Origin of the sequence: Flavivirga amylovorans (assembly GCF_030540875.1) — a bacterium.
GTDB lineage: Bacteria > Bacteroidota > Bacteroidia > Flavobacteriales > Flavobacteriaceae > Flavivirga > Flavivirga amylovorans.
In genome coordinates this window covers 271,845-284,824 of record NZ_JAUOEM010000002.1, presented here as the reverse complement: position 1 = coordinate 284,824, position 12,980 = coordinate 271,845, and the positions used below count along the sequence as shown (strand labels likewise).

The following is a 12,980-nucleotide window of genomic DNA, read 5'->3' as shown; positions in this document are numbered from 1 at the left end:
TATACCCTACCCCTCTTTAGAAAAAATAATTTTTATTTTTAATGAAAGACAGCAATTCGGTTTGTTTAGAACATAACTATAGAAAAGTATTCGATAATCATTCTGAAGAGCTTCGGAACTATCTTTATTACAGATGTGGCGATTTACAACAAGCCGAAGATATTGTTCAGGATTCCTTTATTAAACTCTGGAATAATTGCAAAAAAGTACTTCTAGAAAAAGCACGCGGCTATTTATATGCCATTTCTAAAAATGCATTTTATAATGAAGTTGCTCATAAAAAAGTGATTTTAAAATATGCTAAACAGCCACAAAAAATTTCAGATATTGAAACGCCTGAATATAAAATGGAAGAAGATGAGTTTATGGTTAAACTTGAAAATGCCATTCAATCTTTGCCTGAAGGCCAGCGAGAAGTTTTTTTGTTAAATAGGGTTGATAAAAAAACATATAAAGAAATGGCAGAAATGCTTGGGGTATCTCAAAAAGCCATTGAAAAAAGAATGCATAAAGCACTCATTAAATTAAGATTAACAATTAAAAATATTTAATGGGGGTAGGGTAAAAAGATACTTGCTGGTTACCTAAGTGAACAAAGATATTATGTTTGAAGAAAAAGACGATACAATTTTAGCAAGATGGTTGGCAGGAACGCTTACCCAAGAAGAGCTTGCCGAATTCAAAAATTCAAAAGAATTTGCGGAGTATCAATCTATTGTTACCGCTTCAAATCGTTTTGAAAAACCTGCTTTTAATAAAGAAAAGCTATATACCAATATTGCTGCAAAACGCAAAAATCAAAAATCAACTAAAGTTATTTCTCTAAAATCTATTAGTTATGTAATAGCTGTTGCAGCTTCCATTGTTTTAATAATTGGTGTTTTCTTTAATAATATAACTTACAAAACGGGAATAGGCGAGCAATTAGCTGTAACACTCCCCGATAATTCAAAAATTCAACTTAATGCCAATTCTAAATTAGAGCATAATCGATTTTTCTGGAATTCCAATCGCAACGTTTCGCTAAACGGAGAAGCTTATTTTATAGTAGAAAAAGGCAGTACTTTTAATGTAAAAACAAACTACGGAACAGTTAGTGTTTTAGGAACAGAATTTAATATAAGGTCTAGAAAAAACGCTTATAATTTAATTTGTTACGAAGGTAAAGTTATGTTTAAACAAAATAAAACAGAGAAAACGGCTGTTTTAACTGCTGGAAAATCTATTTCTATAATAAATAATGATTTTAATGAAGCTACTACTACAAAAACGAGTCCTTCTTGGTTAAAAGGGATCAGTACGTTTGATAACACGATGCTTAGTGATGTTTTAAATGAGTTAAGAGCACAATACGGGATCACTATTAAAACAAATGGTGTTGACCTATCTCAACGTTTTACAGGTAATTTTGTACATAACGATCTGGAAACTGCTTTGAAAACAGTTTTAGTTCCGATGCAAATAGAATACACAATCAACAAAAATATCTTACTACTAAATAGCTCAAAAGAATAATAGCTATGAAAAAAACACTTTACCTCTTTATTTTATTAATACCATTTTTGTCTTTATCTCAAGAAAAGCTTAGTATTAATTACCAAAACACTTACTTAAAAACAGTTTTAAAAGATATAGAAACTAAATCAGGTTTACTTTTTTCTTATAGCGAAACTTTAGTAGCGAACAAGCTTATAAATTTTATTGCTACGAGCATAAGCATTGAAGATTTATTAAAAGAATTAAAAAAGCAAACAGCGCTTACTTTTGATAAAATTTCAGAAAAACAAATCATAATAAAAGCACCAAAGATTGATATTTGCGGGTATTTATTTGATAGTGACACTAAAGACAATCTTCCTTTTGCTACCATAGTTGTTCAAGGTACAGATCATGGTACAACAACTAATGAATCTGGTTTTTTCGAACTCCATAATATGGATCCTAATAGCAACATAGTTATTCAATATTTGGGCTATAAAGACATGAGGCTTCCTGCATTAGAATTAAAAGAGGGCACCTGTAAAAACCTCTATTTAAGGACTAATGCACAGGCTTTAAATGATATTATTATAACAGCTTATATTACAAAAGGTTTAAATAAAAACAATGATGGCTCTACCTTAATAAGAAACGACGCCTTGGGATTATTACCAGGTCTTACAGAACCCGATGTCTTTAAAAGTCTACAATTAATTCCTGGTATCACAAGTTTAAATGAAAGTGCTTCCGATATTCAAATTAGAGGAGGGTCCCAAGATCAAAACTTAATCTATTTTGATGATATTAAAATGTACAATACCGGACATTTTTTTGGAATGATTTCATCCATTAACCCTTATGTTGTAGAAAGTACTAAAATATATAAAGGCGGAGCAAGCCCAGAATATGGTGATCGTGTTTCTGGAGTTATTGATATTTCAAGTGCTAACACTGTTATAGATTCTACAACTATTGGTATTGGCATAAATGGTACACATGCAGATGCATTTATAAAGACACCAATAGCAAAGTCTGTTGGTATTACAGCTTCAGCAAGACGTGCGCTTACAGATGTATTTCAGACTCCAACCTATGATGCTATTGCAGATAAGGTATTTCAAAATACAAAAGTAGTCACCAATAATGCTGGAGTGGTTGTTGAAGACGACGATGATACTTCTGAAATTTCGGGAGAAAATGAATTTTATTTTTATGATACTAACATAAAATTAATTGCTGAACCTTCAGAAAATGACTTAATCACAGTTAGTGGTTTAATAACAAAAAATGATTTGAATTTTTCGACTATTGACGATGAAGATAACACTTCAGATCAATTGCAAATAGAAAACCAAGGAGCCAGCTTACTTTGGAGTGGTACTAAATTTAAAAAAATGAAACATTCCCTTAAAGGCTATTACTCTTATTTTAATAGTTTTTACGATAATTTATTTACAGAAGAAGGCATTGTAGAAGAAGAGAATTTAAGAAAAAACAGAGTTGAAGAATATGGCTTTGATGCTAAAATAGAATATGAGTTTATTGACAATCATGCCATAAAATTAGGCTATCAATATACAAATACAGGTGTGTTTTTTCAATTGTTTAGAGATGAACTAGACAATAACACGATTGATCCTGATGATGACGAGGATGTTATTCTTAGTGGTGACACTAGAGATTTTAACGAAATTAAAAATCAAGAAAACCAAACGCACAGTATTTATGGAGAATACCTTTTTCGTCCAAATAATAAAGGCGTTTTGAGTCTTGGTGTTCGTGCTTCGCATTATTCGGCTATTAATGATTATTTTATAGAACCCAGATTAAATGCAGAATTCCCTATAAATAAAGACATTAGATTAAAAGTTACAGCCGAAAAAAGATACCAAACCATAAGTCAGTTAGTTAATTTTGAAGACACACAACTTAGATTAGAAAATCAAATATGGACGTTATCTGATGGAGGCGATATTCCTGTTTTAGAAAGCACACAGTTTTCCAGTGGCTTTTTAATTGATCTTAACGGCTGGATTTTTGATATAGATGCTTATGTTAAAAATATTGAGGGACTCACTTCTTTTACAAATGGTTTCACGAATGCTTCAGAAGACTTTTCAACAGGGGAAAGTGATATTTTTGGTATAGACGTTTTATTAAAAAAGAAAATAAATGACTTTAATTTTTGGTTAGGCTATACTTTTAATGATGTACAATACACTTTTAAAAGCCTACAAAATAGCTCGTTTCCTGGGAATAATGATGTTACCAATAATTTCAGAGCCTCAACATCTTACAACTTAGGAACATGGGAATTATCACTAGGATGGATGTATAGAACGGGAAGTCCTTTTACTCCCGTGGATAATTTTAATGTGACTAGTGGTGATATTGATTTTGGATTGATAAACAGTGAGCGTTTACCAAATTACCATCGCCTAGACGCGTCATTATTGTATCATTTTAAACTATCACAGCGTAACAAAACGCGCGGTGTTTTTGGAGTATCATTACAAAATATCTACTCAAGACAAATCCCTCTTTCTGTATTTTACAGAGTGGATACAAATCCAAATACAGGCGTAGAAGAATTAGATCGTATAGAACAATTATCACTTGGCTTTACACCAAATGCAACATTTAGACTATATTTTTAGTTATATATTTATCATACATTTGTTTTATGGGTATTATAGACATTGTTTTAGGAGCTTTAATTTTATTCGGACTTATTCGTGGTTTTATGAAAGGGCTTTTTGTTGAAGTTGCCTCTTTGGTTGCTTTAATTGCTGGGGTTTATGGCGCCATACATTTTAGCAATTTTGCTGGTGAATTTTTAGAAAGTAAAGTAGATTGGAATGAAAAAACCATTAATATTGCTGCTTTTATAATAACTTTTGTAATCATTGTTTTAGCCATTGCGCTTGCTGGAAAAGCACTAACTAAATTAGCAGATTTTGCTGCTCTAGGCATTATAAATAAGCTACTTGGAGGCATTTTTGGAAGTCTTAAAATTGCATTGATTTTAAGTGTGATTTTAATCGTTTTTGATAAAATGAATAGAGCAATACCATTTGCAAATGAAGACGATTTAAAAGCTTCTGTATTCTATAACCCCGTAAAATCCTTGGTGCCTATGATTCTTCCAAATATTTTAGATTCTAATGAAAATGAGGAAGAGGATACCATAGAAGCAGGTGAAGTTTAAGCTATTTAATTGTATTATCGCTAAGTATCTTATTTAATCCCATTTGAAATAAAGTTCCTTTTACTAAATCTTGTATGTCTTTTATTTCTGTGTAAGTCATGGCGAAAGTCATTTGCGGATTTGGAGCTTCAACCAACAATTTGCAAGTTTTATATTCTATACAATCTATACATGAACAGTTTCTGTTTAAAGATCTATCTATGTTTTCAGAGAATAATAGCAATTCATGGGACGTTAGTAATAACCCTGTGTCTCTAAAGACTAATTGAATCTTCTTAAAATCTTTAACAGCACATCTTTTCCAGTGGAAAGCGATTCCAAAATCATTATAGTAAATCGTGTTTATATCGTCCATGCTTTAATTAGTTTAAAATCAATTTATAATCTATATCGTTAGCATATAATACATTTTCAAAACCACATTCTTCTCCACAAAAAAGTAATTTCAATTCTTTTATTTCTTGTCTATTGAACATTAAAACCAGGTTTTTTTGCATTGACGGAATGGGGATTTTTCTTTTAACCTTTGCGCAAGAATATCTTTCTTCCCAATAATCCAACTCGATGTTTAAAAGATAGTCTTTAAAATGATCAAACTCATTTGGAGTAAATTCAAAATAAATATTATTAAACTCAACATGATAGACATTACATTGCTCACATATTGAAAGTTCTCCACTAGTTACTTTTGCTATTGTCCTTATACTATTGCACATACATTTTTATATTAATAACAATCTGTTTTAATTTGATTTAGATTTAAAGGCCTATTCAATTTAGATTCAGAGATACTTTCTAATGTTTCCAGAACATCGTTTTGCATAGCTATTGATCCACAAATCATAATAACACCATCACTTTTTAATACCCGAGATATTAAATCACTTTTTTCTACTATTGAATTTTGCACATATCTTTTTTGACTTTCCTCTTTTGAAAAACTAATGTAAAGTCCAGATAGTTTTTTGCTATAAAAAGCTTTATCTATTAATTCTGAATAGATTTGATAAGAATCTTTCGTCCGTCCACCCCAAAACAAATGTGATTTTACAGAATTAGAATCCTGATTATTAATCATCCCCAAGAATGGTGCAATCCCCGTCCCATTAGAAATCATAACGACTTCTTTCACATTTACAGGAAAATTAAAATCTTTATTTTGTTTTATATCTGCTAGTACCATATCGTTTTTTTTAAGTTTACTAAAATAACCTGAGCATACTCCGAACTCATGTTTTTTAATGCTTAATACTATATTTTCATTTATTTTACCAATAGAGTATAAACGTTCTCTTTGTTCGTTCTTTGGATATACTTTAAACAAATCTCCAGAGTTAAATTTTAACTTCTGGGCAAGCTCTAATTCAAGCAAAAAAGAGTTATCGGAATTAACCATAGATCTGCTAACCACTTTAAATAATTTTGAATTTTTAGGCTGAGGTGTGTTTACAGGTTTTTCAATTTTTAGATTTAAGCCTTTGTTTTTACTCCACGAAGATGCCCAGTCCTTAAAAGCGTCAAAAGATTGGTTATTAATTTTATGAAGGGATAAATTCGGAATAAACTTCTGGTGTAGTTGCAATAAAGAATCTACCACAATAGCATACTTACAAAAGCCTTTATAAGCTAAAGAACCAAAACCAACAACGGAGTACTTAAGGATCTTGTTCTGATAAACATGACCAACCAATTTTTCAAAATTCTTTGCATTTGTGGGAGGCTCTCCATCCCCATAAGTAGATGTAAATACCACCAAATGTTCTGCTTTTTTATAGCTGGAATACGCATTTAATTCTGAAACAAATACCGATTTACCTTCTGCAATTAAAGCTTTATACAAAGCTTTTGCAAAACCATAAGTGCTTCCTGTTTCCGAACCAACTAAAATAATATACTCAGCAGCGTCTTTGCTAAATTTGTTTTTAATTTTGATACTATTTTTTCTGCGGTTTAGTGTCATAGCAAACCCCGAAAACATAAAAAACAAGATAGCAATACAAGTTAACAGCAAAATAACAGACCACATTATAGAACCCTGGCCTGTATGTAATAGCATACTCCAACTTGAAACTAAAGCTACCAAATTTTGTTTTTTTTCACTTATTATGGCTCCGTTATATTGATTTACAAGCCATTCTTTATCATTAAGCTTTAAAACAAAATAGTCCTCAATAGCATCAGAAAAAGGAAATTCAACACGCTGAATATCATTTAAAGTAAGGGTTTTAAAAAGACTGAAATCCTGAACTTTTATTTTAGGTGTTCCTACTAAAAGTTCTTCATTTATGTCATGTGGTTTTTTTTCTGATGGCAATAACGAAAACTTTTCCAACGATAAATAAACGCCCGAAAGCGTAACTATTACAATAGGTATTAAAACATACCTTCCAATAATGATATGGTAATACTGATTAAAATTTTCTTTAATCATTTTTGAAAAGAAACGTTTTACACCGCCTTGTCGCTTAATAATTAGAAACACACCAGTAACGGCCATTAAAAAGAGTAAAAAGGATATAAAACCTACAAGAACCCTTCCTGTAGACTTTAAAAACAATGACCTATGTAAATTGGTAACAAATTTAAAAAATGGTGCTTTTTCAATAATATCGCCTATTTTTTTAGCAGTAAATGGATTTATATAAAAGGTTTCATTTTTGCCGTCTTTTGTAATAACAGAAGCTATTACAAAATTGTTTTTATCCTTTTCTACATGTATTACCTCATCATATTCAGCTTGTAGGTTTTCTACGGTTTTAGAAAGCGAAAGGGCATCAGCATGCTTTACAGCATAAGGTTTTAGCTGATTTGAAATAGGTTCAAACGCTAAAACTATACCTGTTAAGGCTGCTAATAATATGAATATAGAAGAAGATATAGCCAAAGTAAGGTGGCTATATCTCCATATAGAAATGGTCATTTGGGATCTTTTTATTGTGCCATCATACGAACGTAACGTATGAAGCCTGTTCCTTCTATTTTATTTTTTATGGTTTCGGATGTAAGCTCAAATTCTACATCATCTTTATAATATTCCTGATTTTCCACAGCGGTTTCAAAACGTATTTTATAACCCGTATCTATTTTGCTATTTTCAATCTCGATAACACTTATCATACGCCCGCCACCACTTATTGTTGCTCCTGTTATGGCATCAATATCTGTCCGTCTTTTTCCTTGAAATTTCCACCAGGCTGTTATTTCAGAATACCATTCATCATCATCTCCCTGCACGTATAATGTTTTTTCATATTTGCCTTCTGGATTTAATAATGAAATAATAACATAAGCCCCTTCTCCAGAATAATTCGTCATTTGGATCATGCACTTATATGTTGTGGTTTCTGCTTTATTTTTAAACCCTAATAGCATAAAAAGCATAAGAAGTGATATTATTTTAATTGTTTTAATACGCTTCATCTGTTATTATTTTAAAAAATTAATATCGATATTATGAGTTTTGAGCAATTCGTTTTCTTTTGCTAAATCATAAATTGTTTCATCAAAATCGGTTTTAACAGTTTTATCTGCGCCAACGGACAATAAATACTTTAATACAGTATCGTCTTTGGCTTTCATAACTGCTTCTTGCAAAGGGGAAATCCCATCATTATTTTTAGTATTTATATTTATTCCCATAGTATTTACACGTTTTAATAAATCCAAATTACCTGTTTCTAATGCTAAATGAAATAGCGTATCTCCATTTCCTTGAGTCTCCTTTAAATCCAAATTGTGCTTGATAAGCAAGGCTAACTTTTTATTGAATGTATCTATGTTTTTTAAATCGAAACTTTTAAAAAGATAGTATGTAAGATTGTTCCCGTTTTTGTCTTTAATAGAAGTATCTGCTCCTTGCTTTAAAAGAAACTCAACAACGTCAATACTATTCTTATATACTGCATTTGTGAGCGCAGATTTACCATCTTTATTTGTAAAATTGATGTTTTTTACCTGCTTGAATAAATGAGAAACAATAGTAATTGTATTATTATTTGCTGCATTTAAAAAAGGAGTATTACCATCACTTGTAGCTTGATTAACATCTACGCCTTTATCTATAAAATAATTAAATGTCGAGATATCCTTACTTCTATATGCCAAAGCATGTAAAGGCGTTACACCTTTAGTAGTTGTAACATTTGAATTAATTCCCAAAGACTCTAAATATTTAAAAGTTTCTATAGAATTAATGTGTTGTCTGGTACCTTGGCTCGCAAAAATGATAGCATTGCCGCCTTCATTATTTAGTGTATTGTATGAAACACCTAACTTAATTAAGCGTTTCATTATTTCTATATTGCCATTTTTTGCTGCATAATTAAAAATACCATTACCAATATCGTCAGTACTATGAATATCTATGCCCTTGGATGTAAAATATTCTATTAGTGTTATATCCTTAAGAAAGGGAGCAATCAATAATAATGCATTGGCACCATGTTCATCTTTATCATTTTTAATATCGATGCCGTTTTTTATACATAGATCATAAATTTGTTTATTTGTTTGACCTGTAGCTGCGGCAAATGTTAATACTGAAAAATGATGAGCATCCTTTAAATCCATTCTCGCATTTCTATCTATGAGATAAGCCATTAACTCAACATTATTCGCATAGGCTGCCCAAAAAACATAAGTTCTCTTATCATGAGTAAGCTTATTAACCGAGTTCCCTTTTTTTGAAAGCAAATACTTAATTAGGGTGTTAGGTACTTTTTCTAATATGGCATATACTACAGCATCAAACCCATATTGATTGAGTTCTGAAATATTATGGCCTTCTTTAATTTTTTGCTCTACAATCTCTATTTTTGGGGATGTTTTCCAGAATTCTCTACTTAAAAAAATGTTTTTTGTTTGGGCCTGTAAAACATTTACAAGCAAAACCATTAGCAGTACTGTTTTTAATTTATTCATTGTCTCAAATTAAAATTTATAGCGTAGGGTGCTTCCAAAACTAGCTGGCTGTATTCTATTAATGTATACTGTTCTATAGGCGTTAAATCCTAATTCATTGAAAATATTATTCCCAAAAACATCTAAACTCAAAGCATTATTAAACTTATAGGACGCTTGCACGTTTACCGTTGTATATGCTTTTAAATCGAATGGTTTAACACCTGGAACGACTCCCGTATGGGTATAGTTTCTAGACCATACATTATGTGGCCGCTCTCCTAAATAATAAGCTCCTGCACCTAAAGACAGTCCATCTAGAACGTTCTTAAATCCATAGTGTAGCCATAAATTTGCTGTATGCTTTGGTGTGTTAATAGGACTGGAGTTAAAGTAATACGATATATGGTCTTTATACTTGGCATCTAAATAAGAATAGCCTCCTATGATCTCTAAATTTGGCAATATGCGACCTATTAATTCAACCTCAACACCACTTCTGGTATCTTCTCCTCCCTTTAAATAATACCCTAAAAAGGTTCCAGCTGCGTCAATAGCTTCTAAATTTAAATTCTTGCTATAAGTAGAGAAATAAGTAACATTAAAACGCAAGGCTTTATCAAACCATGTCGATTTTATACCTGTTTCAAATTGATCCCAACGTTCTGTTCCTAATTCATTACCATCAATATCTCTATAAAATGAGGTCATAGGATTTGAACTGCTGGCATACGATCCGAAGACTATAATATTTTCTATAGGTTTTATATTGAATCCCATTAAAGGATTAAACGCGTCATCTCTTTTTGCTCCTGTTAAGCTTCTTCCAATAAAGTTTCCTTTGGTGCGCTCTAAAGAGGTATAGCGAATACCTAAAAACACATCTGCCCATGAGGTTATTGAAACTTTATCTTGAATTGTAAACCCATAAGATTTTGTTTGAGACCCTGATGCCCTGGCAGGATTTGGAGCAACAGAAACACCTTCTGGCAATATATTATTTATAGGCTGATTAACATCAATAATATCTATATAGGCATCAGTATTTGGATATGTGGTTATATATGCCGTGTTATCGAAATTTGTATTTCTATAATCTATCCCAACTTGAAATGTGTGTTTTAAAGCTCCTGTTTTTACATCTTTGCCTACTAAATCTATTTGCAGTACACTATTTTTATCTTTTCTTCCATCTGCATAGTATTCTCTATATCGTTGCGTACTTGCAAGTTCTGGCAAACCAGTTCTTCCACCACCTTCAAATGCATAAGATGTTTCGCTATAGGTTTCTAAATCTGAAGCAAAGTACCCACCTTTAATTTTTAGATGATCATTAATTTCTCTTTCGAATCTTACCGCATAGGTTGTATTGACACTATTCGCTCTATCCGATTCAAAGCCTAAAAATTTATTGTCTGGTAATTTCAAAATATTATTGGTCGCATAATCGCCTAAATTAATAGTGCCTTGATCTGGAGTTCTACTATCATCCATATAATCCATTTCAAAAAAGATCTTGGTTTTATCGTTAGGTTTCCAGGCAATTGAAGGGTTGATGTAAAAACGTTCTGAATTTACTTTTACTCTATAACTATCTGCTCTATCGTAAGAACCTGCCACTCTAAAAGCCACTGTTTTCTTTTTATCTAAAGGCCCATAAAAATCAAATACAGGTCGTACCATACCAAAACTACCGGCTCTTAAACTTATTTCACCACCATCGTAAAATTTAGGTGTTTTTGTAACGATATTAATAACACCTCCCGCGGAACCTAAATCACCTCCCAAACCTTGACTAATAGCTGATACTCCTTTTAGTACCTGGATATTATCGACACCTGCCATATCTGTAATAACGCCTATGCCTCTAAAATCAGAATTAATTCTAACACCATTTTTAAGTAATGGAATGCCTCTATACCCTCTTAAAGACATGCTTTCTCTAATATTTCCGTAAGTAGCAAAGGTGTAAACACCGGCAACATTTTTGGTAACATCACTAAGTGTTAAAGCATTTTGTTGTTCAATAAGCTTGTTCGATAGAATAGAAATACTTTGCAATTGTTCATTGGGAGCAAGAGGTAACCTTGTAAGTGTTTCAAGTTTTTCTGCCCTTTTATTTCTTGAACCAAAAAGTTCAATTTCGTCTAATTCATCACCTTCTTCTAGTATGAATATGATATCCAAAAGATCACCATTTACATTAATTTCTTGTATGGTTTTTTTATAACCTACAGCACTTATAATAATTTTATACGTGGAAAAAGGCACATTATTAATCGTAAAAGTACCATCGGTTGATGCATTGGTTCCTAGTTTAGCACCGTTGATAGATATACTTGCATATGGAATAGCTTCATTCGTATTACTTTTCACAATTCCTTTAAGTGTTGCCTGACTGTAAGCAAAGTGTATAATACCACAACTAAGTAGTAATATTGATAGTATTTTTTTCATCTTTAATTTCTTGGTTCTCTAATTTTTTGGTTATTTTTTTACAAAAGATTCTATCACTTTATTTATGTCATCAGCTTTATTGTAATCATCAGAAAACAAATATTTATAAAGCTGTTTATTTTCAACTTTTGGTTCTAATGCTAAGTTTTGATTTCTATTATAAACATCAGACCATTTGGCACGTACTAAAGCCCATTTTCCTTGATTTTCCTTCCACCAAGTTGCAGCAGCCTTACACCTACTGTCATCAACTTGCACATACGTATTATAACCTTTTTCTTTTGCCAAAATCACATCTGATTTTCCATCTTCACGAATTACTTTAGCATTATCCTGGTCGTGTACCCAGCCATTTTTAGTAATCTCATGGCGGTTGCCTCTAACGGTTACATTGTAATCACTTCGTTTAGTATATTCACGTCTTGGTAATGGTGCATCCGTTATGTTTTCCCAATAACTCTTACCATCTACATGCACCCAAGTTGCTGTACCTTCATATCTTGGACTGTCGTCAACCTGATATACTTTTTGAGTCCATTGCTCTTTAACTTCAGATTTTGGCTTAGAAACATATTTCCAAGTGTTATCCCCATTAAACATATAAAAATCAGTATTCTCATAAAGCCAATCTTGTCTCCAATGTTTTACAATATGTGGTTTAGAAGAATCTCCCACTTGAAGAATATGCTGAATAGCTATTTTGTTTTTATCATCTTCAACCAATTGTGCCCACTCCAGACCTTTATCCCTCTTTGTTTTAGATGGCTTGTAAAGTGAGTCTTCACTATAGTTAAAGGTTTCTGCAAAATTGAAAGTCACTTCATAGCATCCACACATTTTTTTAATGGCTTCTGCATCTTGTTTTTTCTTGCTTTGAGCATTTCCATGCATTGAAAAAGCTAGAATTAATAGTGAAAAAATCGATAATTGTCTCATT

At 31.7% G+C, this 12,980-nt stretch carries 11 protein-coding genes; 4 read left to right on the top strand and 7 right to left on the bottom strand.

The features are described from left to right. Positions 1–41 precede the first annotated feature (41 nt). The 4 genes from Q4Q39_RS06415 to Q4Q39_RS06400 are packed head-to-tail and all read left to right on the top strand — an operon-like array spanning position 42 to position 4,687. Positions 42–551 carry an RNA polymerase sigma factor gene (locus Q4Q39_RS06415; protein WP_303281585.1) on the top strand — a complete coding sequence of 170 codons (510 nt, stop codon included), beginning with the start codon at positions 42–44 and terminating at the stop codon, positions 549–551. Between the two features lie 52 nt (positions 552–603). After that, a complete protein-coding gene (locus tag Q4Q39_RS06410) occupies positions 604–1,515 on the top strand; it encodes a FecR family protein (RefSeq protein WP_303281584.1) in 912 nt (303 codons plus the stop codon). Positions 1,516–1,520: 5 nt separating this feature from the next. After that, positions 1,521–4,136 carry a TonB-dependent receptor gene (locus tag Q4Q39_RS06405; RefSeq protein WP_303281583.1) on the top strand — a complete coding sequence of 872 codons (2,616 nt, stop codon included), beginning with the start codon at positions 1,521–1,523 and terminating at the stop codon, positions 4,134–4,136. Positions 4,137–4,162: 26 nt separating this feature from the next. Next, complete coding sequence (locus Q4Q39_RS06400; RefSeq protein ID WP_303281582.1) at positions 4,163–4,687, top strand: CvpA family protein; 525 nt, start codon at positions 4,163–4,165, stop codon at positions 4,685–4,687. A 1-nt stretch (position 4,688) separates the two neighbouring features. On the opposite strand, the gene Q4Q39_RS06395 is transcribed toward Q4Q39_RS06400, so the two are convergent. Genes Q4Q39_RS06395 through Q4Q39_RS06365 form a run of 7 tightly spaced genes read right to left on the bottom strand, consistent with a single transcriptional unit; the run spans position 4,689 to position 12,979 of the window. Continuing rightward, entirely contained in the window at positions 4,689–5,042 is a 354-nt protein-coding gene (locus tag Q4Q39_RS06395; RefSeq protein WP_303281581.1) for a hypothetical protein, read from the bottom strand. A 7-nt stretch (positions 5,043–5,049) separates the two neighbouring features. Beyond that, positions 5,050–5,403, bottom strand: coding sequence for a DUF6686 family protein (locus tag Q4Q39_RS06390; protein ID WP_303281580.1), 354 nt, complete (start codon positions 5,401–5,403; stop codon positions 5,050–5,052). Positions 5,404–5,414: 11 nt separating this feature from the next. Next, positions 5,415–7,607 (bottom strand): PepSY domain-containing protein, encoded by a 2,193-nt coding sequence (locus Q4Q39_RS06385; protein WP_303281579.1) that lies wholly within the window; start codon positions 7,605–7,607, stop codon positions 5,415–5,417. A gap of 11 nt (positions 7,608–7,618) precedes the next feature. Further along, on the bottom strand, positions 7,619–8,107 hold the full coding sequence (locus tag Q4Q39_RS06380; protein ID WP_303281578.1) for a DUF2271 domain-containing protein: 489 nt from the start codon (positions 8,105–8,107) through the stop codon (positions 7,619–7,621). Positions 8,108–8,113: 6 nt separating this feature from the next. Next, positions 8,114–9,607: an ankyrin repeat domain-containing protein gene (locus tag Q4Q39_RS06375; protein ID WP_303281577.1), complete on the bottom strand. Its 1,494-nt coding sequence runs from the start codon at positions 9,605–9,607 to the stop codon at positions 8,114–8,116. A 9-nt stretch (positions 9,608–9,616) separates the two neighbouring features. Then, positions 9,617–12,043 carry a TonB-dependent receptor gene (locus Q4Q39_RS06370; protein WP_303281576.1) on the bottom strand — a complete coding sequence of 809 codons (2,427 nt, stop codon included), beginning with the start codon at positions 12,041–12,043 and terminating at the stop codon, positions 9,617–9,619. A gap of 30 nt (positions 12,044–12,073) precedes the next feature. Continuing rightward, entirely contained in the window at positions 12,074–12,979 is a 906-nt protein-coding gene (locus Q4Q39_RS06365; protein WP_303281575.1) for a DUF6607 family protein, read from the bottom strand. Position 12,980 lies beyond the last annotated feature (1 nt).

Excerpts from the sequence above, each read along its gene's own strand:
- Q4Q39_RS06410 (WP_303281584.1), top strand. The coding sequence starts at position 604 with ATGTTTGAAGAAAAAGACGATACAATTTTAGCAAGATGGTTGGCAGGA.
- Q4Q39_RS06405 (WP_303281583.1), top strand. The coding sequence starts at position 1,521 with ATGAAAAAAACACTTTACCTCTTTATTTTATTAATACCATTTTTGTCT.
- Q4Q39_RS06365 (WP_303281575.1), bottom strand. The coding sequence starts at position 12,979 with ATGAGACAATTATCGATTTTTTCACTATTAATTCTAGCTTTTTCAATG.
- Q4Q39_RS06390 (WP_303281580.1), bottom strand. The coding sequence starts at position 5,403 with ATGTGCAATAGTATAAGGACAATAGCAAAAGTAACTAGTGGAGAACTT.
- Q4Q39_RS06380 (WP_303281578.1), bottom strand. The coding sequence starts at position 8,107 with ATGAAGCGTATTAAAACAATTAAAATAATATCACTTCTTATGCTTTTT.
- Q4Q39_RS06385 (WP_303281579.1), bottom strand. The coding sequence starts at position 7,607 with ATGACCATTTCTATATGGAGATATAGCCACCTTACTTTGGCTATATCT.
- Q4Q39_RS06400 (WP_303281582.1), top strand. The coding sequence starts at position 4,163 with ATGGGTATTATAGACATTGTTTTAGGAGCTTTAATTTTATTCGGACTT.
- Q4Q39_RS06415 (WP_303281585.1), top strand. The coding sequence starts at position 42 with ATGAAAGACAGCAATTCGGTTTGTTTAGAACATAACTATAGAAAAGTA.
- Q4Q39_RS06375 (WP_303281577.1), bottom strand. The coding sequence starts at position 9,607 with ATGAATAAATTAAAAACAGTACTGCTAATGGTTTTGCTTGTAAATGTT.
- Q4Q39_RS06370 (WP_303281576.1), bottom strand. The coding sequence starts at position 12,043 with ATGAAAAAAATACTATCAATATTACTACTTAGTTGTGGTATTATACAC.
- Q4Q39_RS06395 (WP_303281581.1), bottom strand. The coding sequence starts at position 5,042 with ATGGACGATATAAACACGATTTACTATAATGATTTTGGAATCGCTTTC.